A 23,782-nucleotide genomic window follows, 5' to 3' on the forward strand; every position below is an offset into this window, starting at 1 on the left:
GTTCAATGGTTAAAAGACATCAACCATCAAACGGGAATCCATGCCGGGTGGCATGGGTGGACATTTCTCAACGAGTTCTTTCGTAGAAGAACTCACGTCCGGTGTGTGATGAGGAGATGTGCGTCAGCGCCCTCAGAAAAAGAGCGCAGGTCGGATTATCGCACGGCTTGCGATTTCGCGCTGGCGCGGGCGTTCAGCCCAGCTTCAGGAAATGGGTGCGGTAGTGCATGAGTTCGTCGATGGACTCGTGCACGTCCGCCAGCGCCGTGTGCTTCTGCGCCTTCTTGAAGGCGCTGTAGACCTCGGGCCGCCAGCGCTTGGCCAATTCCTTCAGGGTGCTCACGTCCAAATTGCGGTAATGGAACCAGGCCTCCAGCTTGGGCATGTACTTCACCAGGAAACGGCGATCCTGGCTGATGGTGTTGCCACACATGGGCGTGCCGCTCTTGGGCACGTACTGTTTGATGAAGGCAAGCAATTGCTCCTCGGCCTCCTGCTCGGTCAGCGTGGACGCTTTCACCTTATCTATCAGACCGCTGCGCCCATGCGTGCCCTTGTTCCAGGCGTCCATCTGGTCCAGGATCTCGTCGCTCTGATGGATCACCAGCACCGGGCCTTCGATGCGAGGCTCCAGGTTCGGGCCCGTGACGATCACGGCGATTTCGATCAGGCGCTCCTTCTCGGGGTCCAGACCCGTCATTTCACAGTCGAGCCAGACCAGGTTCTGGTCCGATTTCTTCAACGTCTCGGGGGGATTGGGGGCATTCGCGGCGTCACTCATGCCCGTATTGTCCCCGATCCCCTAAACTTCGCGACCATGGATGCCGCCACCTTCTCACCGTCTTTTGCCCTGACCCTGTTGTTCGCCACAGCTCTGCTGTTGGGCCTGCTGACCAAATTCTGGCTCGCCACGCGGCAGATCCGGCACATCACCCGTCACCGAGCCAGCGTGCCAACCGCCTTCGACCGCGCCATCACCCTGGCCGCCCACCAGAAGGCCGCCGATTACAGCGTGACCAAGTTGCGCTTCGGCCTGCTGGAAACGGCTTTTTCCGGCGCCGTGCTGTTGGCTTGGACCTTGCTCGGCGGGTTGGATGCGCTGAATCAGGCGGTGCTGGGGTGGATGGGCCCGGGCATGGGCCAACAGCTTGTGCTGATTGCCGCCTTCGTCGTGGTGGGCGGGCTGATCGAACTGCCCTTCTCGCTCTACCAGACCTTCGTGATCGAGCAACGCTTTGGCTTCAACAAGATGAGCTTCAAGCTCTGGCTGGGTGACCTCGTCAAGGGCACGCTGCTGGGTGCCGCCATCGGCCTGCCGATCGCGGCCCTGGTGCTCTGGTTCATGGGTGCCACCGGCACGCTATGGTGGCTCTGGGCGTGGGGCGCCTGGATGGGCTTCAACCTGCTGCTGCTGTGGATCTATCCGACCTTCATCGCGCCGCTGTTCAACAAGTTCCAGCCGCTGGAAGACGAATCGCTGAAAACGCGGGTGACGGCCCTGATGCAGCGCTGCGGTTTCCAGGCCCAGGGCCTATACGTGATGGATGGCAGCCGCCGCAGCGCGCACGCCAACGCCTACTTCACAGGCTTCGGCACGGCCAAGCGCGTGGTGTTCTTCGACACCCTCCTGAGCAAACTCAAACCCGGCGAAGTGGATGCCGTGCTGGCGCACGAGCTGGGGCATTTCAAGCACAAGCACATCCTCAAGCGCATCGTGATGATGTTCGCGATGAGTCTGGCGGGTTTTGCGCTGCTGGGCTGGTTGGCGCAACAAGCCTGGTTCTACACCGGCCTGGGCGTGACGCCCAGCCTGGAGATGCTGGTGCCCGCCCTCGGCGCGGCTTTGTCCGCCCTTCCGCCCGAGGTGGCCCACGGACTGCCCGCCTCGTTTGCCGCGTCGAACGATGCGCTGGCCCTGCTGCTTTTCCTGCTGGTCGCGCCCGTGTTCAGCTTTTTCATCACGCCCCTGGCAGCACGCGGTTCGCGTAAGCATGAGTTCGAGGCCGACGCCTACGCCGCGCAACAGACCGACGCCGCCGACCTGGCCAGCGCCCTGCTCAAGCTCTACGAAGACAATGCCGCCACGCTGACGCCCGATCCACTCTACGTGGCCTTTTATTACTCGCACCCGCCCGCCAACCAACGCCTGGCGCGGCTGGGCCTGGGCGCGTACCCGCAAGGCACGGCTTGAACGGCGCCAACAAGGCAAAGCGAGGGAATGGCCGCGCGGCAGGCCACCCCGCCTTGGCAGGGCAGCCTCCAACATCGGGGCTCGTGGTGGCCAGCCATGGCCGGCATCTGCTGGTTGAAAGCCCGGAAGGCCCCGGTGGACGGCGCCTGATCTGCCACCCGCGCGGCAAAAAGAACAACGCCGTGGTGGGTGACCGCGTGCGCTGGTTGCCGACCGGGGATGAAGGCAGCATCGAGGCCATCGACGCCCGCCGCAACCTGTTCTACCGCCAGGACGAGCTGCGCAGCAAGAGCTTCGCCGCGAACATCGACCAGGTCCTGATCCTCATTGCGGCCGAGCCGGAATTTTCCGAAAGCCAGCTGGCGCGGGCCCTGATCGCCGCTGAGGCGGCCGGCATTCCCCCACTGATCGCGCTGAACAAGAGCGACCTGAGCGCCGCGCATGCACGCGCCTGGGCACGGCTCGCGGCCTACCAGCGCATGGCCTACACGGTGCTGCCCCTGAACCTGAAGAACGGCCCCACGCAGGACAGCGTGCTGGCCCTGCGCCAGCATCTGCAGGGGCGGGCCACGCTGGTGCTCGGTCCTTCGGGCGCGGGCAAAAGCACCCTGATCAACCTGTTCGCACCCGATGCGCAGGCCCAGACCGGCGAGATTTCCAGCGCACTCAACAGCGGCAAGCACACCACGACCCACACCCGCTGGTACTGGGTGGACGCGGAAGCGGGTGCGGGTTGCGCCACACCGCGCACGGCGCTGATTGACTCACCGGGATTCCAGGAGTTCGGTCTGCACCACATCGAGGCAGCGCAATTGGCCAGCCTGATGCCGGACCTGCGCATGCACGCGGGCGCCTGCCGCTTCTACAACTGCACACACTTGCACGAACCGGGCTGCGCGGTCATCGCGGCGGTCGAACCGGGCGAGTCTGCGACTGCGCCGCAAACCGGGACAGGTGTCCCGGCGCACCCTGAGGGGCTGGATTCGCCTGTCACATCCAGTCGCTATCGTATCTACCGTGAACTGCATGCCGAACTGTCCATGCCGCCCCGGTATTGAGCGCCGCACCCGCTGCTGCGGCGGCGCCCGTCGACGCTCAGTGCACGCTCATGCTGCGCGCCGGAAGGCGCTGCATGACGCCGATCTGACGCGAACGGATGAGCGCTTGACGAAAGACAGCCGCTTCGTCCTGGTCGGCGACCCGTTCGCTCAGCCAGCTCTCGGCCGCCGCGTATTGCTCTGTCGCGCACCAGATTTCCCATTGCAGCAGATCCAGACCGGCCTTCTGCTGTTGCGCCACGGGTTCGTCGAGTTGAGCCTGCATCTCCTGGAAAACAGACTGGGCGTGTTCCAGCACCTCCTGAGCCTCCCCTGGCTGACGCAGGCTCAGCAGCAGGCGCACCAGGCTGGACCACACCATCACCATGCCCGGCACGTGCGCGAACGCCTGCCGATAGCCTTCCAGGGCTTCGTCGGTGCGACCGTTCTGCTGCGCCAGCCAGGCCAGGTGCGCGCGCGCATAGGCCTGCTGAGGCAGTTGCTGAGGCATCTGGCGCACCGCCGCGCGCAGCAGCAGGTCCGCCTGGGCGTTCTGGCCCAGCAGCAGCAGCGCCGCGCCGAGGTCCACCTGGGCCTCGAAGTTCAGCTCATGCCGCCGTTGCTGTACCTGATCCAGCAGCACACGGGCCTGTTCGTGCTCACCCAGATGGGCATGGGCCAAGCCCTGCAACAGCAGGGCCGAGAGGTCGCCGCCCTCCAGGTAGTAACACTTGGCGGCGAGCGCCAGAACGTCAAATTGTTGCTGGTACACAAGGGCGCGCAGGTTCTGCAGCATGATGCTCATCTTTCCAAAGGACAACCGATGGACGAAGGATCGCCTGCCTGGACAAGTTGCATCTTTGGCACAGCGGACTTTTCCTTTGCCGCAAAGGAAAACCGGCGGTTGTTACATTTTTGCCCAGTGGCCCACGAGGGCGTGCCGCTGGCCCGCAGGCGAATCACTCTCATTTGAACCATGTGCGCCGCCCACGTCCAAGCTCCCGATCCGCCCCACATCCTGCTGATCGATGACGAACCCGAGGCCTTGCGTGCCCTGGTGACCCTGATCCGGCAGCAAGGCTGGCAGGTGTCCCTGGCGGCAGAGCCGCATCGGGGGCATCTGCGTGCCCTGGCCCTGCAACCCGACCTGATCGTGCTGGACGTCTCCATGCCGGGCATGGACGGCATGGCCTTGCTGCGGCGCCTGCGCGCCGCGCCGGAGACCCAGGACATTCCGGTGATCTTCCTCTCCGCCCAACACGAAGCCGACCAGCGTCTGGCCGGACTGACACAGGGCGGCGTGGACTATGTGACCAAGCCCTTTGAACCGCAGGAAGTGCTGGCGCGCATACGCATCCACATGCAGTTGGCGCGGCGAGGCAAACAGCAGCAGGCACCCGCGCCGCGGGCCGTGCAAGCCAGCACACCATCACCCGAGGTGAGTTCACCGACCGACGCCGACGAGGCGCTGCTGCGCGCGGCCATGCGTTTCATCGAAGCACATTTGGCCGATCTGCCCGGCTTGACGGAGATTGCCTCCGCCGTGGGCACCCACGAAAAACGACTGTCCCAAGTGTTTCGCCAGCGGGCGGGCAGCACGGTGTTCGCGTTCGCTCGCCAGCTGCGATTGCAAAAGGCCAAGGACCTGCTGGTGAACAGCAACTTGGAGATTCAGGACATCGCCGAACTGACCGGCTACCAGAGCGCGGCGAATTTCGCGACGGCATTCCGCGAACAACAGTCCATGACGCCCAGCGACTATCGGCAACAGGCGCGGGGCAAGGGCAAGTCCGAATGAGGCTTGGTTGCCGCCTTTGGCTGACACAGCTGGTGGGGCGCATGCGGGTGCTGCGGCTGTGCCTGCTGCTGACGGGACTGAGTACGCCCTGGGCTCATGCGACAACGATCGACGCCTGCGCCGACTCTCAGCAATTGCTGGGCGGCAAAGTCGAGGTGCACGTGGACGGGACGGGGCGCCAAACACCCGAGGAAATCGCCCGCCTGCCCGCGAGCGCCTTCGCCCCGCTCGACCCCCAGACCCTGCCCCGCTACAGCGAGGCCGGCGTCTGGCTGGACATGACCTTGCACAACACGCAGTCGCAGCCTTGCCGCCGATGGCTGAACCTGGCCAAGCCCAGCGTCGAGGACCAGCAGGTGCACGTGCTGCGCGTGGATGGGCTGTGGCACAGCCAGCGTTCGGGCAGCGCGTATGCCCTGCGAACCTGGGCCGTGGCGCAGCGCCAGCCCGTGTTCCTGCTGGACCTGCAGCCTGGGGAAACAACCCGCGTGCTGGCCCGCGTCTCGAGCACTTCCAGCATATTGCTGGTGAACCCACAGCTCTACTCGGACGCCGCCTGGCTGCAGACGCAGCAGAACACGCACATCATCGACGGCCTGTCGCAGGGCATCGTGCTGCTGGTGGTGGCGGTGGGCCTGACCGTCGGCTGGATCCTGCGCTCGGGCATGCTGCTGGCGCTGTCGGTCGGGGCCCTCTTCAACGCGCTCTTCGTCTGCGTCGTCAACGGCTATCTCTTCTATTTCCCGGCCCTGCTGCCCTACACCGAGGCCTGCGCGGCGGTGACCGGCACCTTCGCGATCTCGGGCTTTCTGATCTATGTGCGGCAGTTGTACGGTCTGAGCCGCCTGCCTCGCCTCTGGACCCACATGATCGTGGCGCTGGTGGGGTTCTACATCCTCACGCGCATCGTCGGCTGGTACGCGGCGCCGGCGATGACCAGCATCGGCCTGTGGGTGATCGTGTCCTTCGTCGCCGTTTTGCTGCATGGCCGTCGCCACCAGTTCATGGCCTGGCTGGGCATGCACATCATGGCGCTGCAGCTGCTGTCCCAGTATGTCTTCCATCTGGACAAGGCCGTGCCCTGGGCGCAGCACTTCCCACCCGCGCTGGAACTGCTGAGCAGCCTGGTGTGGCAATCGTCGTACGTGCAGAACCTGTCGGGCACCCTCAACGGCGCGGTCTGGCTGGCCGCCACCATGGTGCTGGAGGTTCTGGGCAGCCAGCGGCGCGAGCAGCGTGCCCAGGCTGCCCTCGAAAACCAGCGCCGCGGTGAGCTGGAACGGCTGGAAAGCGCGGTGGCCCAACGTACGGGCCAGTTGCGGGAAGCCTTGGACGCCCGACGCAATCTGCTGGCACGCATCAGCCACGATCTGCGCTCGCCGCTGGCGGGGATCATCAACATCACGCAATCGGCGGCGGCCCTCGAAGCGCAGACCACGCGGCACATTGAGCGCAGCGCACGCCGCCAGATGGAGCTGATCGACGAGTTGCTGGAGTTCGCCCGACAGGACCTGAAAGGCCCGGAGATCCACGCCGAACCGGGTTACCTCTACGCCTTGCTGCACGAAATGGAACAAGAAGGCCGTCTGCTAGCGCAGCGCCAGCAGAACCGGTTCGAGACCGAGATCCCGATCGACCTGCCGCTGGTCGTGCGGGCCGACTTTCGGCATCTGCGCCAGGTGCTGCTCAATCTGATGGGCAATGCCGCCAAGTTCACGACCCAGGGGGAGATCCGCCTGCAGGTCGAGCCTCTGGATGGCGACGAGCGGGAAACAGGCAACGGCCGGACGCGCCTGCGTTTCTCGGTCTGCGACACCGGCCAGGGCATCGCCGAAAGCGAGCGCGACAAGGTGATGCAGCCCTTTGGGCGCGGCGCCAACGCGCGAGGCGTGGACGGAGTCGGCTTGGGCCTGACCATCGTGCGGCAGTTGCTCGATGGCATGGGAACCGAACTGGAACTGGCATCCACGCCGGGCCAGGGCAGCCGCTTCAGCTTCGCGCTGGACCTGGAACTCGCCGATGAAAGCGAGGTCCGCGACATCTTCGTCGAGAGCCACGCGGCCGAGGTGGAGGGGCGGGGTCGCCGTATCCTGGTCGCCGACGACCTGCCCGCCAATCGCGATCAACTGACCGATCTGCTGGGCGGCTATGGCTTCGAAGTCAGCGCGGCGGCGGATGGCCTCGAAGCGCTGCAGATGCTGCGGGAAGACGACTACGATCTGCTGCTGACCGACCAGATGATGCCGCGCATGGACGGCTGGGAATTGCTGGCCCAGGCCCGCGCTTCGCGGCCCCGCCTGCCCGTGCTGCTGTACTCTGCGGCGCCACCCCTGCCGCCCCTGGACTGGCCGGCCGATCTGGGCTTTGACGCCAGTCTGCTCAAACCTGCCACCAGCGGCGAATTGCTGCGGCAGATCGACAGCCTGGTGCGCGCGGCGGGACCGTCAGCGCAGTGACGGCGTCGGTGGACAACACGGCCCGACGCTCAAACCGTCATCAGGCCAGCCAGCGCCCCACGGTCATCAGAGCGAGCAGCAACATCCAGAACACCACCGCGCGCCAGATCAGGCCCACGCTGCTGCGCAGGTGCGCCAGCTGCGGCTCCTGCCAGTCCACCCGTTCACCCAGGCGGGCGCGGGACGCCTCGGAAAGTCCCAGACGCACATTGAGCGCACCGGCGAGCGCGGCGATGATCAGATGGTCGTTGTCCTGCGCGCGGGCGTTGTCGCCCAGCTGTTCACCAGGCCTCACCCCAGCCAGCGCCTCCAGCCGGGCCTGCGCGCCGGTGCCACGACCGGACTCCTGCGCCTCCTTCTGCTGCATGCGCTTGAACTCTTCGTGGCGGCGCCAGGCATCCACCGCGTCTTCAAAGCGCCCGACCACGGCAAAACCGAAGGCGGTGATGCGCGCCGGCAGCCAGTCCACCCAACTCCAGGCACGGGCGGCAACGGCGAGCACAGCCTCGCTCACCCAGGGCGCCTGCTTGCGCGAGACATGCGGCCAGTAGCGCGTGATCAGCTCGCTCAAGCGATAGAACACCGCGCCTGCGGGCCCGAGGCCCAGCAGCGAAAAGATCAGGAACCAAGTGAGCACGCCCAGCACGTGGCGGTGCGCGGCCACCACGGAGTACTCCAGCACATGCCGGATGATCTCGCGCGGGGGCAACTCGCTGGCGTCGATTTGCTGCCACTCTGCCAGCAGGCGGCGGGCCGTTTGCTCGTCACCGGCCTCCAGCGCGTCACGGATCGCGCTGAAGTGAAAACTGAACTGCCGAAACCCCAGGGTGACGTAGAGCATCCAGACGTTCCAGGCCAGGGCGAGCAGGCCGCCAAACCAGCCCAGGGACGACTTGAGCCACAGGTAAATGCCTGCGGTCACGAGGGCCGGCACCAGCACCGCGATGCCCCAGGCGAGCCAGGGCGAATGACCAATGTCGAATTTGCGCGCCACCCAGCGCAGCCAGGCGCGTACCCGGGCATGCACGATGTTTCCACGCCCGAGTGGGCGCGCCTGCTCGATCAGCAAGGCCAGCAAGAGGGAGAAAAAGCTCATGCCCATGATGATAACGGGGCCATACCGGGTGGTGCATCCCCCTCATCAAATCAAAGCCGGAAAACCGCCATCACGCCGCCATGAAACGGTAAAAGTTGCGCAGCATGCCCGCCGTCGCGCCCCAAATGAAGCGCTCGGTACCGCCTCGCGTGGCATCGGTCCAAGGCATGGAGAACCATTCGCGCATCACGCCTTCGAACTCGTGCGCATGCCGTCGGTGGTGAGACGGGTCCAGCAGAAACGCCAGCGGAACCTCAAAGGCATCAGCCACCTCGACCGGATTGGGCCGCAGCGTGAAACCTGGTCGCACCAGCGCCACCACAGGCGTGACCACGAAGGCGGTGCCCGTGGTGTAGGTCGGCAGCGTGCCCAACACTTCCACCCGATCGCGCGCCAGCCCCACTTCCTCTTCGGCTTCACGCAGTGCGGCGTCGGCCACGTCGGCATCCATCGCGTCCACCCGTCCACCAGGAAAGGCGATCTGCCCCGAATGGTTGCGCAGCTGCGCCGTGCGCTGGGTGAGCAGCAGCGTGGGCTCGGGCCACATGACCAAGGGCACCAGCACAGCGGCCTGGGCGGGCTTGCGTTGAACAAAACGCGGCTCGGCCCGCACCTCTGGCTGCCAGGCCGGCGGCGCGAGGAAGCGTTGCCGCAGCGCCTCGGGGGTCAGGCGCGCCATCGGCACGGGCGGGAGATGGCCGTCCACCGCGCGCGCAGGCACCGCGCGCGGGTCGAAGTTCGGAATCCTGGACAGCGGAATGGGGTCGGACGCGCTCATCGGCTCAGAGCCTCAGCCAGCAAGCTGTCGAGTAGATCAGATACGGACCCACTTGGAATGATGCCGCCCCAAAAGAAAAACCGCCCTGCGGACCAAGTACGAGGGCGGTTCTTGTGGAATCGACCGGTTGAACCCGGCCGGGGAGTTATTACTCCGCCGAGGCTTCCAAGGTCTTGAAAGCCAGCTTTTCCTTGATGCGAGCCGACTTGCCGCTGCGCTGACGCAGGTAGTACAGCTTGGCGCGGCGCACGTCACCACGGCGCTTGACTTCGATGCTGGCGATCAGCGGGCTGTAGGTCTGGAAGGTACGCTCCACGCCTTCGCCGCTGGAGATCTTGCGCACGGTGAAGGCGCTGTTCAGGCCGCGATTGCGCTTGGCGATCACCACGCCTTCATAGGCCTGGGCGCGCTTGCGAGTGCCTTCGACCACGTTGACGCTGACGATCACGGTGTCGCCGGGCGCGAAAGCGGGAATGGTCTTGCCCGTTTTCTCGGTCAGACGGGCGATTTCCTCTTGTTCGAGGGTCTGGATCAGGTTCATGAAATTCCTCTTGGCGATCTTGTCCGCGCTGCACTAAAGGCTGTTTTCACGCGTCGCCCCTGCCAGCGAAGGCTGGAGGGCGGTGCTGCGTACAACAGCGGCCGGACAGAGGATCAGGAAGCCCGCGATTATAGCAGGCTGGACAGAAAAGTCTCATCCTGGCGCGACAGGCGGCCCGCCTTGCGGGCCTGCGCCAGCAGGTCGGGACGCAGGCGCGCCGTCAATGCCAACCGCTGCTCGCGCCGCCAGCGCTCGATCCGGGCATGGTTGCCCGACAGCAGCACCTCGGGGACACCCTGTACCTGTCCCTCCGACACCCATTTTTCGGGGCGGGTGTAATGCGGGCAGTCCAGCAAGCCGTCCAGCAGCGGGTTGAAGCTGTCCTGCGCATGGCTTTCGGCGTCACCCAGCACGCCCGGCTGCAGACGCGCGACGGCATCCAGCAAGGCCATGGCCGCGATCTCGCCGCCGGACAACACAAAATCCCCGAGGCTGATCTGCTCGTCCACGTGGGTGTCGATGAAGCGCTGGTCCAGGCCTTCATAACGGCCGCAGACCAGCACCGCGCCTGGGCTGGCCGCCCAGCGCTCCACTTCGGCGTGGTTCAAGGTCCGACCCAGGGGGGAAAACAGCAGCACCGGCCCAGGTGGGCAGGCGGCGGCCGCGCGGGCCGCCTGCGCGGCCGCCAGACAACGCGCCAGCGGCTCGGCCATCATGACCATGCCCGGACCGCCCCCAAACGGACGGTCATCGACGCGGCGGTAATTGCCCTCGGCCTGATCGCGGGGGTTGTGCAGATGCACGTCAATGGCGCCGCCTTCACCATTGCCACGGTAGGCACGACGCGTGATGCCACTCGTCAGCAGGGGGGCGAACAGTTCGGGGAACAGGGTCAGGACATCGAAACGCATGGGACACCTTCGCAACGGCTCGGCGGCGCGAAGATCGCCACGCCTTCGCCCGCTCAGTAATCAGGTTGCCAGTCGACCGAGATACGGCGCGCGGGCAGATCGACGCCATCCACAAAGGCCGACACGAAGGGAATCATGCGCTCGGCGGCCTTGCCATCCGGCCCGGTCCAGGCAATGATCAGGACGGTCTGCGGCCCGGTGGATTGCAGATCATGCACTTGCCCCAGATGCACGCCTTCGCGGTTGACGACATCCAGGCCGAGCAGGTCCACCCAGTAGTACTCGTCCTTGTCGGGCGTGGGAAAGCTGGAACGGGAGACGAAAATGCGGGCCCCCCGCAGGGCCTCGGCGGCCGAGCGATCCACCACCTCATGCGAGGTGGCCACGACCGAGTCTGAATGTTCCTTGGCTTCCTTGATGGCCAGCCGGACCACGCCTTCAAAAGCCCTGGCGCCCCTCTCAGAGGGCAGCAGAAACCAGCGCTTGGAAGTAAAAAGCGCCTCGGGGGAGGCGCTGTACGGCAGAACCTTGAACCAGCCCTTGATGCCCCAGGCATCCAGGATGCGCCCGACCTCGATGGCGTCCGCCGGTAGTTCGGCAGGCTCCAGCGCAAGCAAGGGATTTCCAGGGGTCATGGGCTAGCTGACCATCGGATCACCCCCAAGGCCGCACCCGCGTGGGGACCGGCACCGTGGCGCGAGAACGCGCCTTGGGGCGAAGGCGACAAAAAAAAGCTTAGGCCGCCTTCTTGGCGAACTGCTTGACCAGGCGCTCCACGGTGGGCGAAGCCTGTGCACCGACACCCTGCCAATAGCTCAGGCGATCTTGCGCGACGCGGATGCTTTCTTCCTTCTCGGTCGCCAGCGGGTTGTAGAAGCCGATGCGCTCGATGAAGTTGCCGTCGCGACGGTTGCGCTTGTCGGCCACGACGATGTTGAAGAAGGGGCGCGACTTGGCGCCGCCGCGGGAGAGTCGGATCACGACCATGGTTTGTCCTTATCCCCGAAAGGGGAATCGATGAAGCCTGATCGCTAGATACAACAAGCAGGCCGGTTTCTCCCGACGTTTGAGACACGCAACTGACCACCCGGCCAGCGACACATCGGAAAGCCTTCAATTATAGCCGCTTCGAACCCGACGCCAAGACCTTGCGGACGCTGGCTGCGGCACAATTCGGCTCCATGAGAAAAAACAAGACGCTGGCCGCCTGGCTGGCCTTCCTCGGCGGCCCCTTGGGCCTGCATCGTTTCTACCTGCACGGCTGGGCGGACACCCTCGGCTGGCTCCTTCCCATTCCGACGGCGCTGGGCCTGTACGGCATCCAGCGTGCTTTGGAGTTTGGCGTGGACGATGGCTGGAGCTGGGTGCTCACGCCCTTGTTCGGATTCACCCTCGCGGCCTGCGCGCTCACGGCCATCGTCTACGGCCTGGCCACGCCCGAGAAATGGAATGCACGGCACAACCCGCAGGCCGCGCCAGACGACAGCGCCGGCCAGACCCACTGGCTGACCATCGGCGCGGTGGTCTGCTCCCTGTTGATCGGCGCGACGGCGCTCATGTCGTCCATCGCCTTCAGCTTCCAGCGCTATTTCGAATACCAGATCGAAGAGGCACAGAAGATCTCGCAGTGATGACCCCACCGGCGGTGGCCACGTGGTGGCCTCCGTCAGACAGGCATTAGTGGCCGCTCAGGAATGCCGGGTGCTCTTGCGCTCACGGGCGAAGGACAGGTCCGTGGTAGTCACCCGCAGGCGCCGGCACAGGAAATGGGCCAGGGACTGGTACGCCTTGACGGCGATCGTCGGCTGCTTGTCAAACAAGGCCTTCAGCTCCGAAAAGCCGATGCGGACCAACTCGCTTTTTTCCAGCACCTCGACCGTCGCCGAGCGGGGCTCACCGTCCACGAAGGACATCTCGCCGAAGTGAGAACCCGACCCCAACTGCGCGATGTCCACTTCGTTGTCGCGCGCACTGTGGCTGATGCGCACCGAGCCGAACTTGATCACATACAAGGCATCCGCCGGGTCGCCTTCCCCGAAGACTTGGTCTCCCCCGGCGTAGGTCTGCACCTTCGCGACCTCGCTGATGGTCTGCAACTCGGCAGCGGACAGGTCCTTGAAGAGGGAGACGTTCTGAAGCAGGTCACCGGGCGTTGCCATGGTTCGTCCTTCCTTGCGGCGGGTTTTGGGTGGCCGCAAATGTATAGGACGAACGGACTCAGAACAAGCCCAGGCTGATCCAGTAGGCCACGATGGCGACAAAGGCGCTGGCCGGAATGGTGAAGATCCACGCCCAGACGATGTTGCCCGCCACCCCCCAGCGCACGGCGCTGGCTCGCTGCGACGACCCCACGCCGACGATGGCGCCGGTGATGGTGTGGGTGGTCGACACCGGAACGCCCAGGGCGGTGGCGAAGAACAGGGTCAACGCCCCGCCCGTTTCGGCGCAGAAACCACCCACGGGCTTGAGCTTTGTGATCTTCTGTCCCATGGTCTTGACGATGCGCCAGCCGCCGAACATGGTGCCCAGGCCAATGGCGAGGTAGCAGGCCACGATCACCCAGCCCGGCGGCGAGGCGTCGCTGGCCACGCCATACCCGGTAGCGATCAGCAGCATCCAGATGATGCCGATGGTCTTCTGCGCGTCATTGCCGCCATGCCCCAGGCTGTACGCACCGGCCGACAGCAGTTGCAGGCGACGGAACCACCCGTCCACCCGCGCGGGCGAGGTGCGCCGGAACACCCAGGCCACGAGCAGCATCATCAGCGAGCCCAGCAGAAAGCCGAGCAAGGGCGAGACAAAGATGAACAAGACCGTCTTCAGAATGCCACTGGCCAGCAAGGCATCGGTGCCGGACTTGCCGATCACCGCGCCCACGATCCCGCCGATCAGCGCATGCGATGAACTGCTGGGAATGCCGTAGTACCAGGTGATCAGGTTCCAGGTGATCGCGCCGGCCAATGCGCCGAAGATCACGTTCGTGTCCACGATGCCGGGTTGCACGATGCCCTTGCCCACGGTGGCCGCCACGCTCAGGTGGAAGACGAACACGGCCACGACGTTGAAGAAGGCCGCGAACAGCACGGCCTGGCCGGGCCGCAAGACGCCCGTGGAAACGACTGTGGCGATGGAATTGGCCGCGTCATGAAACCCGTTCATGAAATCAAAGACCAGGGCCATGCAGACCAGCAGGACGATGATCCACATCGCCGACGGCGTCACGTGAGTGAGATTCTCCATGCCCGCGTCCTCAGGCGTTCTCGAGGACGATGCCCTCGATGACGTTGGCGACGTCCTCGCAGCGGTCGGTCACGGTCTCCAGCAATTCGTAGATGGCCTTGAGCTTGATGATTTCGCGCACGTCGGGCTGCTCACGGAACAACTTGCTCATGGCGGTGCGCATCACGCGGTCGGCGTCCGATTCGAGTTTGTCGATCTCCTCGCAGGTCTTGAGCGCGGCCTCGGCCGACTTGGCCTCGCCGATGGTCCCGAGCAGGTAGACCGCGTCCTTCACCCGCTCGCAGCACTTCACGCAGAGTTCGGTCAGGCGCACGATCTCATCGGTCATCTCGCGCACGTCGTAGAGCGCCATGGTCTCGGCCGCGTCCTGCAGCAGGTCGGCCACGTCGTCCATGGTGTTGATCAGCGTGTGAATCTGCTCGCGGTCGATGGGCGTGATGAAGGTCAGGTGCAGGGTTCGGCTCACGTCCTGCGTGATGCGGTCCGCCGCATGCTCGGCCTCGTCCACTTCACGGTTGTACTGCTCGCGCAACTTCACATCGCCATAGTTCGCCACCAATTGGGCAAAGGCCCGGGCCGCCTGCACCGTGCGGTCCGCATGCTGGTTGAATTTCTCGAAGAAATTGCCGTCACGCGGCATCAGTTTTCCAAACAGCATGGTGTCTTTTTTGTGACGAATTGATGAAAGGTCGAGTTTAACCGGCGCGACCTGGCCACCCCTTGCACCCGCCAGGCGACACGAGCCAGCACGCCCGCCTCAAGCGCTTCGGAATATGAAATACACCGCGCCCACCATGCACAGCGCTGCCCAAAGGTAATCCAGCTTGAAGGGCTCGCGCAGATAGAACACCGCGAAAGGCACGAAGACGCTGAGAGTGACGACTTCCTGGATGATCTTGAGCTGCCCGACGGTGAACCCCGCCTGCTGAAAACCGATGCGGTTGGCCGGCACCTGCAGCAGGTATTCGGCCAGGGCAATGCCCCAGCTGACGAAAGCCGCGGTGTACCAGGGTGCGGTGGCCAGGTTCTTGAGGTGGCCGTACCAGGCGAAGGTCATGAAGACATTGCTGGCGATCAGCAAGAGGATTGTCTGCAGAGATAAAGGCAGGGATTGAAGCATGGTCGTTCGAGTGGAACATGAAAAAGGCCCCGGGGCTCAACACCTCGGGGCCATTCCGGATCGGCGGATTCAGGCCGCAGCCTTCTCCGCCACTTCCTTGTACTCCTCGATCTGGTCGAAGTTCATGTAGCGGTAGACGCTGGCCTTGTCGGCGTCGATGATGCCCATTTCCTTCAGGTACTCCGCCTTGGTCGGCAAACGGCCCAGGCGGGAGGCGATGGCGGACAGCTCGGCCGAGCCCAGGTACACATTGGTGTTCTTGCCCAGGCGGTTCGGGAAGTTGCGGGTCGATGTGGAAATGACCGTCGCGCCTTCACGCACTTGCGCCTGGTTGCCCATGCACAACGAGCAGCCGGGCATCTCGGTACGCGCGCCGGCCGTACCGAAGGCGGCGTAATGGCCTTCCTTGATCAGCTCGTTCTGGTCCATCTTGGTCGGCGGCGCGATCCACAGCTTGACCGGGATGTCGCGCTGGCCGCCCAGCAGCTTGGCTGCGGCGCGGAAGTGGCCGATGTTGGTCATGCACGAGCCGATGAAGGCTTCGTCAATCTTCGTGCCCGCCACGTCGGACAGGAACTTGGCGTCGTCCGGGTCGTTGGGGCAGCAGACGATGGGCTCGGTGATGTCGGCCAGGTCGATCTCGATCACAGCCGCGTACTCGGCGTTCTTGTCGGCTTCGAGCAGATCGGGCTTGGCCAGCCAGGCCTCGACCTTCTCGATGCGACGCTGCAGGGTCTTGGTGTCGGCGTAGCCCTCGGCGATCATGTTCTTCATCAGCACCACGTTGCTGGTGAGGTATTCCTTGATCGGTTCGGGGTTCAGCTTGATCGTGCAGCCCGCAGCCGAGCGCTCGGCCGAGGCGTCGGACAGTTCAAACGCCTGTTCCACCTTCAGCTCGGGCAAGCCCTCGATTTCCAGGATGCGACCCGAGAAGATGTTCTTCTTGCCGGCCTTGGCCACGGTCAGCAGACCGGCCTTGATCGCGTAGAGCGGGATGGCGTGCACCAGGTCACGCAGGGTCACGCCCGGCTGCATCTGGCCCTTGAAGCGCACCAGCACGGATTCGGGCATGTCCAGCGGCATCACGCCGGTAGCGGCCGCGAAGGCCACCAGGCCGGAGCCCGCAGGGAAGGAAATGCCGATCGGGAAACGGGTGTGGCTGTCGCCGCCCGTGCCCACGGTGTCGGGCAGCAGCAGGCGGTTGAGCCAGGAGTGGATCACGCCATCGCCCGGGCGCAGCGAGACGCCGCCCCGGTTGCTGATGAAGGCCGGCAGTTCGCGGTGCGTCTTCACGTCCACCGGCTTGGGGTAGGCCGCCGTGTGGCAGAAGGACTGCATCACCATGTCGGCGCTGAAGCCCAGACAGGCCAGGTCTTTCAGCTCGTCGCGGGTCATGGGGCCAGTGGTGTCTTGCGAGCCGACCGTGGTCATCTTGGGTTCGCAGTAGGTGCCCGGGCGCACGCCCTGGCCTTCCGGCAGACCGACCGCGCGGCCGACCATCTTCTGCGCCAGCGTGAACCCGGCCTTTGTCGCGACGGGCGGTTGCGGCAGGCGGAACAGGGTCGACGCGGGCAGGCCCAGGAACTCACGCGCCTTGGCCGTCAGCGAGCGGCCGATGATCAGGTTGATGCGGCCGCCGGCGCGCACTTCGTCGAACAGCACATCGTTCTTGAGCTTGAACTCGACGAGGGTCTGGCCGTTCTTCACGATCTTGCCGTCATAGGGCAGCACGTCCACGACGTCACCCATTTCCAGCTTGGACACATCGACTTCGATCGGCAGCGAACCCGAGTCTTCTTGCGTGTTGAAGAAGATGGGGGCGATCTTGCCGCCCAGCGTGACGCCGCCGAAACGCTTGTTCGGCACGAAGGGAATGTCCTGACCCGTGGCCCAGATCACCGAATTGGTGGCCGATTTGCGGCTGGACCCGGTACCGACCACGTCGCCCACGTAGGCGACCAGGTGGCCCTTCTTCTTCAGGTCTTCGATGAACTGCATCGGGCCGCGCTTGCCATCTTCCTCGGGCTTGAAGGCCGCGTCCGGGCGCGTGTTCTTCAGCATGGCCAGGTAGTGCAGCGGGATGTCGGGGCGGCTCCAGGCATCGGGCGCGGGCGACAGGTCGTCGGTGTTGGTCTCGCCCGGCACCTTGAAGACGGTGATGGTGATCTTCTTCTCGACCTCGGGACGCGAGGTGAACCACTCGGCATCAGCCCAGCTCTTGATCACTTCCTTGGCCTTGGCGTTGCCGGCCTTGGCCTTGGTCGCGACATCGTTGAAGAAGTCGAACATCAGCAGGGTCTTTTTCAGGCCCTCGGCGGCGACACCGGCCACTTCGGCGTCGTCCAGCAGTTCGATCAGCGGGTGCACGTTGTAGCCACCCACCATGGTGCCCAGCAGCTCGGTGGCCTTGGCCTTGGAGATCAGGCCGACCTTGATGTCGCCATGCGCCACGGCCGCCAGGAAGCTGGCCTTGACCTTGGCCGCATCGTCCACGCCCGGGGGCACGCGGTGGGTCAGCAGGTCCAGCAGGAAGGCGTCTTCGCCGGCCGGGGGGGTCTTGATCAGCTCGATCAGTTCGGCGACCTGCTTGGCGGTCAGCGGCAGCGGCGGGATGCCGAGCGCGGCGCGTTCAGCGACATGGGCGCGGTAGGCTTGCAACATGGTGTGCTCCTGTCAGATGAGTTCAGGGTCTGGTTGATGGTGAATGAAATGGCTTTGCACGCTCGCGGGCAGGGCCTTGCCCGTGCGGAAGGCACGCTCCAGCACCTGCCAGTAGTAGCGGTAGCTGGCGCGGTCGTGCAATACGCCCTGGTGGCTGATGGGCGCCCATTGCGCCTTTTCAGCCGCCTCGATGAGGGCGGCGGCCCGTTCGATGTCTTGCTGCTCCGGCGCGAACGCCAGCAGGATGGGTCGGACCTGGTCCGGATGGATGCTCCACATGCGCGTGTAGCCCAGCTCCCGGGCCGCGCGCCGCGCGGCGCCCTGGAGGGCGGCGGCGTCCTTGAACTCCGTCACCACGCAATGCGACGGTGTCTTGCCATGGGCATGGCAGGCCGCGGCGATTTCCAGCTTGGCACGCAGGACCAGGGGATGCTCAAACTGGCCTTGCACCGTCATGGCGCTGTCCGGAATCGCGCCGCCATGGGCCGACACGAAATCCATGAGGCCGAAGCTGAGGGATTGCACGCGCGGATGCGCGGCGATCTCGAAGGCGTTGCGCACCGCAAGTGGCGACTCGATCAAGCCATGCAAGGGCAGGCGCTGGCCCCCGGCCGCGTCCACGGCGGCGACGGCGCGCGCCACGTCGGCCACCGATTCCACCTTGGGAATCATCAGGTGGCGCAGCCGGGCGCCCGCCCGGCCCACGATGGTCCGCACATCGGACGCGAAGGCAGGATGGTCCACCGGATGCACGCGGGCCGCGACCCGGGCCGCAGGCGCGGCACCGAGGGCGAGGTCCGCCACCAGCGCGGCGTGCTCCGCCTCGCCGCCCGCGGGCGCGCCGTCCTCGCAGTCCAGCGTCACGTCAAAGACGCAGGCGCCAAACTCCTCGGCCAACTCGGCCTGCAAGGCCAGGCTCTTGCGCATGCGCGCCTCGACGCCGCAATAGTGGTCGCACACCGGCAAAAAACCGGTGGCGGCCTGGGCACCGAGGAGAACATCACGCGGATGGAGCATGGACGGGCTTGAAAGATGCGTCAGGCGCGCAGGCTCACAGCAGGTGCTTGACGCCGTCCTGCTCGCCTTGCAGCTCGGCCAGGGTCTTGTCGATGCACTTCTTGCTGAACTCGTCGATGGCCAGGCCTTCGACAATCTTGTACTTGCCGCCTTCGGTCGTGACCGGGAAGCCGAAGATCACGTCCTTCGGGATGCCGTATTCGCCGTTGGAAGGCACGCCCATGGTGACCCACTTGCCATTGGAGCCCAGGGCCCAATCGCGCATGTGGTCGATGGCGGCGTTGGCGGCGGAAGCGGCGGACGACAGGCCGCGCGCGTCGATGATGGCCGCGCCGCGCTTGCCCACGGTGGGCAGGAAGACAGTTTCGTTCCAGACCTGGTCATTGATCGCGTCCTTGACGCTCTTGCCGCCGATGGTGGCGAAGCGGTAGTCGGCGTACATCGTGGGCGAGTGGTTGCCCCAGACAGTGAGCTTCTCGATCTCGCCGACCTTGCCACCGGTCTTGGCGGCGATCTGGCTGGCGGCGCGGTTGTGATCCAGGCGCAGCATGGCGGTGAAGTTCTCGCGCGGCAGGCTGGGCGCGCTCTTCATGGCGATGTAGGCATTGGTGTTGGCCGGGTTGCCGACCACCAGCACCTTCACGTTGCGCGAAGCCACCTGGTCCAGGGCCTTTCCCTGTGCGGTGAAGATCTGGGCATTGGCGGCCAGCAGGTCGGCGCGCTCCATGCCGGGGCCGCGCGGGCGGGCACCCACGAGCAGGGCGTAGTCGACGTCCTTGAAGGCCACCAGCGGGTCCCCCGTGGGGATCACGCCGGCCAGCAGCGGGAAGGCGCAGTCTTCCAGTTCCATGATCACGCCCTTGAGGGCCTTCTGGGCCTTCTCGTCGGGGATTTCGAGCAATTGCAGGATGACGGGTTGGTCCTTGCCCAGCATTTCGCCCGAGGCGATGCGAAACAGCAGGGCGTAACCGATTTGACCGGCGGCGCCGGTGACGGCGACGCGAACGGGCTTTTTGCTCATGGCAGGAACTCCAGGATTTTGTTGAAGAAGTTGAACGCGGGAACAGCCGTGGCGCCGCGTGACTCTGCCGCAAAGAAGCAGGCGTGGCACCGCCGGGAAGCATTTGGAAGTGTAGCCCGAAAACCGGGCTGTTTCAATTTGTCTTATGTCTTATATAAGATATGATTGAGGCCATTCAAGTCCGCCGTCGAGTCCATTGCGCATCCTCATTCCGGGCTGCGTTGACCTTGCTCCCCTTGCCTGCCCATCTGCCCCGCCACTGCCATGAGCTCCCCAACGCCCCCCAGCGCCGGTGACGCCGCGGACGGCATGACCACGACGCCGGCCATGCCTCCTGCGCCTTCCGCGCTGGCACCCGCGTTCAGTCCGCTGTACCAGCAGATCAAGGGGCTCATCCTGCAAAGCCTGCAGTCAGGCGAATGGAAGCCGGGCGAGGCCATCCCCAGCGAACTCGACCTGGCCGCGCGCTACCGCGTCAGCCAGGGCACGGTCCGCAAGGCCATTGATGAACTGGCCGCGGACAACCTGCTGCTGCGCCGCCAGGGCAAGGGCACCTTCGTCGCCACGCATGCCGAGCAGCAGGTGCAATACCGCTTCCTGCGCCTGATGCCCGACGCCTTCGACGCGGGTGAGCCGCGCCAGGCCACGCCCGCTGAGCGCCACGTCATCGACTGCAAGCGCGTGCGCGCCAGCGCCGAAATCGCGCGCGCGCTCGAATTGCGCGCGGGCGATGGTGTGCTGCAGGTGCGCCGGGTGTTGTCTTTCGCGGGCCGCCCCACCATCCTGGAAGACCTGTGGCTGCCGGGTGCGCCTTTCAAGGGCCTGACGGCCGAACGCCTGCGCGACAACCTCGGTCCCATGTACGCCTTGTTCGAAACCGAATTTGGCGTGCGCATGGTGCGGGCCGAGGAAAAAATCCGCGCCGTGCTCCCGGACGCGGCGCAAGGCGCGCTGCTCAAGATCAGCCGCTCGACGCCGCTGCTGAGCGTGGAACGCATCGCCTACACCTACAACGATGTCCCGATGGAACTGCGCCGTGGCCTGTACCTGACCGACATGCACCATTACCGCAACGTCCTCAACTGAGCGACACGCCCGCAACTGAAATACCCCCATGCAGAAATGCCTTCACGCACCGACCAGCACGAAATGAATCACTCGGGAATGCAGACTCACCCTGCATTGACCTAGAATCCGGCGACCTCGCTCCCCTTGCCGCCCGCCGTGCATCGCGGAGCGAATTTTTCTTTTCAACAAGAGAGACACACCATGTCCGAGCTTGCCACTCCCACGCGGGCCCAGCGGCCCGAGTTCCGCAACATCAACGCCCTCAAAGACCTTCCCAGCTACCGCCTCCCTGCGGCGGGCTGGGTCTCCATCCTGCACCGCGTCAGCGGCGCGCTGATGTTCCTGCTGCTGCCTTTCGTGATCTGGCTGTTCGACACCGCCACCACCTCCGAACTCTCCTATGAGCGCTTCACGGCTGCCTTCAGCGCCGGCATCGGCTTCGTGCCGGGCTGGTTCGTCAAGCTGGCCACGCTGGGCCTGATCTGGGCCTACCTGCACCACATCATCGCTGGCCTGCGCCACCTCTGGATGGACGCGACGCACGCCGTCTCCAAGGAGTTCGGTCGCAAGTCCGCCGTCGTCACGCTGGTCCTGTCCATCGCGCTGACTGTCGTGCTGGGCGCCAAGCTGTTCGGCCTCTACTGAGTCAAGAAGGAGCACACACCATGTCCGTCAATTACGGCTCCAAGCGCCTTGTCGTGGGCGCGCACTACGGCGTGCGTGACTGGATCGCCCAGCGCGCCACCGCCGTCATCATGGCCCTCTTCACCCTGCTGCTGCTGGCGCGCGTGCTGTTCACCAGCGGCCCGCTGGGCTACGAGAGCTGGGCGGCCGTCTTCGCCCCGCAATGGATGAAGGTCTTCACCTTCGCCGTCGTCATCGCGCTGGTCTGGCACGTCTGGGTCGGCATGCGCGACATCTGGATGGATTACGTCAAGCCCGTCTGGCTGCGGCTGTCGCTGCAGGTCTTCACCATCGTCTGGCTGGCCGGCTGCGCCGGTTGGGCCCTCCAAGTTCTCTGGAGCCTCTGAGTCATGTCTTATTCCTCTTCGTCCATCACCAAGCGCAAGTTCGACGTCGTCATCGTCGGCGCCGGCGGCTCCGGCATGCGCGCCTCGCTGCAGCTGGCGCGCGCGGGCCTGAACGTCGCCGTGCTGTCCAAGGTTTTTCCCACCCGCAGCCACACCGTGGCGGCGCAGGGCGGCATCGGTGCCTCGCTCGGCAACATGTCCGAGGACAACTGGCACTACCACTTCTACGACACCGTCAAGGGTTCCGACTGGCTCGGCGACCAGGACGCCATCGAGTACATGTGCCGCGAAGCCCCGAAGGTCGTGTACGAGCTGGAACACTTCGGCATGCCCTTCGATCGCAACCCGGACGGCACCATCTACCAACGCCCCTTTGGTGGCCACACCGCCAACTACGGCGAAAAGCCCGTGCAACGCGCCTGCGCCGCGGCCGACCGCACCGGCCACGCCATGCTGCACACGCTGTACCAGCAGAACGTCTCGGCCAAGACCCAGTTCTTCGTCGAATGGATGGCGCTGGACCTGATCCGCGACGCCGAAGGCGACGTGGTGGGCGTGACCGCGCTCGAGATGGAAACCGGCGACCTGCACATCCTGCAGGCCAAGACCGTGCTGCTGGCCACCGGCGGCGCGGGCCGCATCTTCGCCGCGTCCACGAACGCCTTCATCAACACCGGTGACGGCCTGGGCATGGCCGCGCGCTCGGGCATCCCGCTGCAGGACATGGAGTTCTGGCAGTTCCACCCCACCGGCGTGGCCGGCGCGGGCGTGCTGCTGACCGAAGGCTGCCGCGGCGAAGGCGCCATTCTGCTGAACAACAAGGGCGAGCGCTTCATGGAGCGCTACGCGCCCACCTTGAAGGATCTGGCCCCGCGCGACTTCGTGTCCCGCTCCATGGACCAGGAAATCAAGGAAGGCCGCGGCTGCGGCCCCAACGGTGACTATGTGCTGCTCAAGCTCGACCACCTGGGCGCCGAGACCATCCACAAGCGCCTGCCCTCGGTCTACGAGATCGGCGTGAACTTCGCCAACGTGGACATCACCAAGGAACCCATTCCGGTCGTGCCCACCATCCACTACCAGATGGGCGGCATTCCGACCAACATCAACGGCCAGGTCGTCGTGCAGCAGAACGGCAACGACCGCGAGATCGTCAACGGCCTTTACGCCGTGGGCGAATGCTCCTGCGTGTCGGTGCACGGCGCCAACCGCCTGGGCACCAACTCGCTGCTTGACCTGCTGGTCTTCGGCAAGTCCGCGGGCAACCACATCGTCGAGTTCGCCTCGCGCACCAAGTCCCACAAGGAACTGCCCAAGGATGCGGCCGACCGTTCGCTGGCACGCCTGAACCGCCTGGACGCCGACGCCAAGGGCGAGTACTGTCAGACCGTGGCCAACGACATCCGCGCCACCATGCAGCAGCATGCGGGCGTGTTCCGCACCCAGGCCAGCATGGACGAAGGCGTGCGCAAGATCAACGCCATCCGTGAGCGCGTGGGCGGCATCGGCCTGAAGGACACCTCCAAGGTCTTCAACATGGCGCGCATCGAGGCGCTGGAAGTCGAGAACCTGATCGAGTGCGCCCAGGCCACCATGACTTCCGCCGCCGCCCGTAAGGAATGCCGCGGCGCGCACACGGTCAAGGACTATGAACATCCGGCCGATCACGCCACGGCGCCGCTGGGCCGCGACGACGCGAACTGGATGAAACACACCCTGTGGCACAGCGCGAGCAACAGCCTGACCTACAAGGCCGTCAACCTCAAGCCACTGACGGTGGATTCCGTGCCGCCCAAGGTGCGCACGTTCTGAGCGG

The 23,782-nt window shown here is 65.2% G+C and carries 24 protein-coding genes; 9 read left to right on the forward strand and 15 right to left on the reverse strand.

All coding sequences use genetic code 11. From position 1 onward, the window contains the following. Positions 1-193: 193 nt before the first annotated feature. Positions 194-781, reverse strand: coding sequence for an oligoribonuclease (orn, locus tag DW355_RS14635; protein ID WP_131281107.1), 588 nt, complete (start codon positions 779-781; stop codon positions 194-196). Between the two features lie 36 nt (positions 782-817). Here orn and DW355_RS14640 point away from each other — a divergent pair, with 36 nt between their 5' ends. Continuing rightward, entirely contained in the window at positions 818-2,191 is a 1,374-nt protein-coding gene (locus tag DW355_RS14640; RefSeq protein ID WP_131281109.1) for a M48 family metallopeptidase, read from the forward strand. Between the two features lie 53 nt (positions 2,192-2,244). Further along, positions 2,245-3,249, forward strand: a complete 1,005-nt coding sequence (gene rsgA, locus DW355_RS14645) for a ribosome small subunit-dependent GTPase A (RefSeq protein ID WP_131281110.1) — start codon at positions 2,245-2,247, stop codon at positions 3,247-3,249. Positions 3,250-3,286: 37 nt separating this feature from the next. Here the strand turns inward: rsgA and DW355_RS14650 are convergent, their stop codons facing one another. Continuing rightward, positions 3,287-4,024, reverse strand: coding sequence for a hypothetical protein (locus DW355_RS14650; RefSeq protein WP_131281112.1), 738 nt, complete (start codon positions 4,022-4,024; stop codon positions 3,287-3,289). Between the two features lie 180 nt (positions 4,025-4,204). Between DW355_RS14650 and DW355_RS14655 the strand changes: the two genes are divergently transcribed. Continuing rightward, positions 4,205-5,026: a response regulator transcription factor gene (locus tag DW355_RS14655; RefSeq protein WP_131281113.1), complete on the forward strand. Its 822-nt coding sequence runs from the start codon at positions 4,205-4,207 to the stop codon at positions 5,024-5,026. Continuing rightward, positions 5,023-7,482, forward strand: a complete 2,460-nt coding sequence (locus DW355_RS14660; RefSeq protein ID WP_131281115.1) for a hybrid sensor histidine kinase/response regulator — start codon at positions 5,023-5,025, stop codon at positions 7,480-7,482. Before DW355_RS14655 ends, DW355_RS14660 begins: the two co-directional genes overlap by 4 nt. 40 nt (positions 7,483-7,522) lie before the next feature. Here DW355_RS14660 and ampE read toward each other — a convergent pair whose 3' ends face one another. From ampE to rpsP, 6 genes are all read right to left on the reverse strand, one after another. Next, positions 7,523-8,578, reverse strand: coding sequence for a regulatory signaling modulator protein AmpE (gene ampE / locus DW355_RS14665; RefSeq protein ID WP_131281117.1), 1,056 nt, complete (start codon positions 8,576-8,578; stop codon positions 7,523-7,525). Positions 8,579-8,648: 70 nt separating this feature from the next. After that, positions 8,649-9,356, reverse strand: a complete 708-nt coding sequence (locus DW355_RS14670) for a CoA pyrophosphatase (RefSeq protein WP_131281118.1) — start codon at positions 9,354-9,356, stop codon at positions 8,649-8,651. Positions 9,357-9,504: 148 nt separating this feature from the next. Next, positions 9,505-9,897, reverse strand: coding sequence for a 50S ribosomal protein L19 (gene rplS / locus DW355_RS14675; RefSeq protein WP_131281120.1), 393 nt, complete (start codon positions 9,895-9,897; stop codon positions 9,505-9,507). 128 nt (positions 9,898-10,025) lie between these two features. Then, a complete protein-coding gene (gene trmD, locus DW355_RS14680; protein ID WP_131281122.1) occupies positions 10,026-10,808 on the reverse strand; it encodes a tRNA (guanosine(37)-N1)-methyltransferase TrmD in 783 nt (260 codons plus the stop codon). Between the two features lie 53 nt (positions 10,809-10,861). After that, positions 10,862-11,443 (reverse strand): ribosome maturation factor RimM, encoded by a 582-nt coding sequence (rimM, locus tag DW355_RS14685; protein ID WP_131281123.1) that lies wholly within the window; start codon positions 11,441-11,443, stop codon positions 10,862-10,864. Between the two features lie 100 nt (positions 11,444-11,543). Next, a complete protein-coding gene (gene rpsP, locus DW355_RS14690) occupies positions 11,544-11,795 on the reverse strand; it encodes a 30S ribosomal protein S16 (RefSeq protein WP_131281125.1) in 252 nt (83 codons plus the stop codon). Positions 11,796-11,989: 194 nt separating this feature from the next. Between rpsP and DW355_RS14695 the strand changes: the two genes are divergently transcribed. Continuing rightward, on the forward strand, positions 11,990-12,439 hold the full coding sequence (locus tag DW355_RS14695) for a TM2 domain-containing protein (RefSeq protein ID WP_131281126.1): 450 nt from the start codon (positions 11,990-11,992) through the stop codon (positions 12,437-12,439). A 57-nt stretch (positions 12,440-12,496) separates the two neighbouring features. Here the strand turns inward: DW355_RS14695 and DW355_RS14700 are convergent, their stop codons facing one another. From DW355_RS14700 to DW355_RS14730, 7 genes are all read right to left on the reverse strand, one after another. Then, positions 12,497-12,967, reverse strand: coding sequence for a Crp/Fnr family transcriptional regulator (locus tag DW355_RS14700; RefSeq protein WP_131281128.1), 471 nt, complete (start codon positions 12,965-12,967; stop codon positions 12,497-12,499). A gap of 58 nt (positions 12,968-13,025) precedes the next feature. Continuing rightward, positions 13,026-14,048 carry an inorganic phosphate transporter gene (locus DW355_RS14705; RefSeq protein WP_131281130.1) on the reverse strand — a complete coding sequence of 341 codons (1,023 nt, stop codon included), beginning with the start codon at positions 14,046-14,048 and terminating at the stop codon, positions 13,026-13,028. A gap of 10 nt (positions 14,049-14,058) precedes the next feature. After that, on the reverse strand, positions 14,059-14,706 hold the full coding sequence (locus DW355_RS14710; RefSeq protein ID WP_131281131.1) for a DUF47 domain-containing protein: 648 nt from the start codon (positions 14,704-14,706) through the stop codon (positions 14,059-14,061). A gap of 99 nt (positions 14,707-14,805) precedes the next feature. Next, the gene (locus DW355_RS14715; protein ID WP_131281133.1) at positions 14,806-15,168 is read right to left on the reverse strand and encodes a DMT family protein; all 363 of its coding nucleotides are present in this window, start codon (positions 15,166-15,168) and stop codon (positions 14,806-14,808) included. 69 nt (positions 15,169-15,237) lie between these two features. Beyond that, positions 15,238-17,829, reverse strand: a complete 2,592-nt coding sequence (gene acnB, locus DW355_RS14720) for a bifunctional aconitate hydratase 2/2-methylisocitrate dehydratase (protein ID WP_131281135.1) — start codon at positions 17,827-17,829, stop codon at positions 15,238-15,240. Between the two features lie 12 nt (positions 17,830-17,841). After that, positions 17,842-18,846 carry an HpcH/HpaI aldolase/citrate lyase family protein gene (locus DW355_RS14725; RefSeq protein WP_131281137.1) on the reverse strand — a complete coding sequence of 335 codons (1,005 nt, stop codon included), beginning with the start codon at positions 18,844-18,846 and terminating at the stop codon, positions 17,842-17,844. Between the two features lie 34 nt (positions 18,847-18,880). Beyond that, positions 18,881-19,867, reverse strand: coding sequence for a malate dehydrogenase (locus DW355_RS14730; RefSeq protein ID WP_131281139.1), 987 nt, complete (start codon positions 19,865-19,867; stop codon positions 18,881-18,883). A 309-nt stretch (positions 19,868-20,176) separates the two neighbouring features. Between DW355_RS14730 and DW355_RS14735 the strand changes: the two genes are divergently transcribed. From DW355_RS14735 to sdhA, 4 genes are all read left to right on the forward strand, one after another. Then, positions 20,177-20,953 carry a GntR family transcriptional regulator gene (locus DW355_RS14735; RefSeq protein ID WP_131282767.1) on the forward strand — a complete coding sequence of 259 codons (777 nt, stop codon included), beginning with the start codon at positions 20,177-20,179 and terminating at the stop codon, positions 20,951-20,953. Positions 20,954-21,136: 183 nt separating this feature from the next. Then, a complete protein-coding gene (sdhC, locus tag DW355_RS14740) occupies positions 21,137-21,580 on the forward strand; it encodes a succinate dehydrogenase, cytochrome b556 subunit (protein ID WP_131281141.1) in 444 nt (147 codons plus the stop codon). A 20-nt stretch (positions 21,581-21,600) separates the two neighbouring features. Continuing rightward, positions 21,601-21,966: a succinate dehydrogenase, hydrophobic membrane anchor protein gene (gene sdhD, locus DW355_RS14745; RefSeq protein WP_131281143.1), complete on the forward strand. Its 366-nt coding sequence runs from the start codon at positions 21,601-21,603 to the stop codon at positions 21,964-21,966. A 3-nt stretch (positions 21,967-21,969) separates the two neighbouring features. Beyond that, on the forward strand, positions 21,970-23,778 hold the full coding sequence (gene sdhA, locus DW355_RS14750; protein WP_131281145.1) for a succinate dehydrogenase flavoprotein subunit: 1,809 nt from the start codon (positions 21,970-21,972) through the stop codon (positions 23,776-23,778). Positions 23,779-23,782: the final 4 nt, after the last annotated feature.

This window comes from Hylemonella gracilis (genome assembly GCF_004328645.1).
Lineage (GTDB): Bacteria > Pseudomonadota > Gammaproteobacteria > Burkholderiales > Burkholderiaceae_C > Hylemonella > Hylemonella gracilis_B.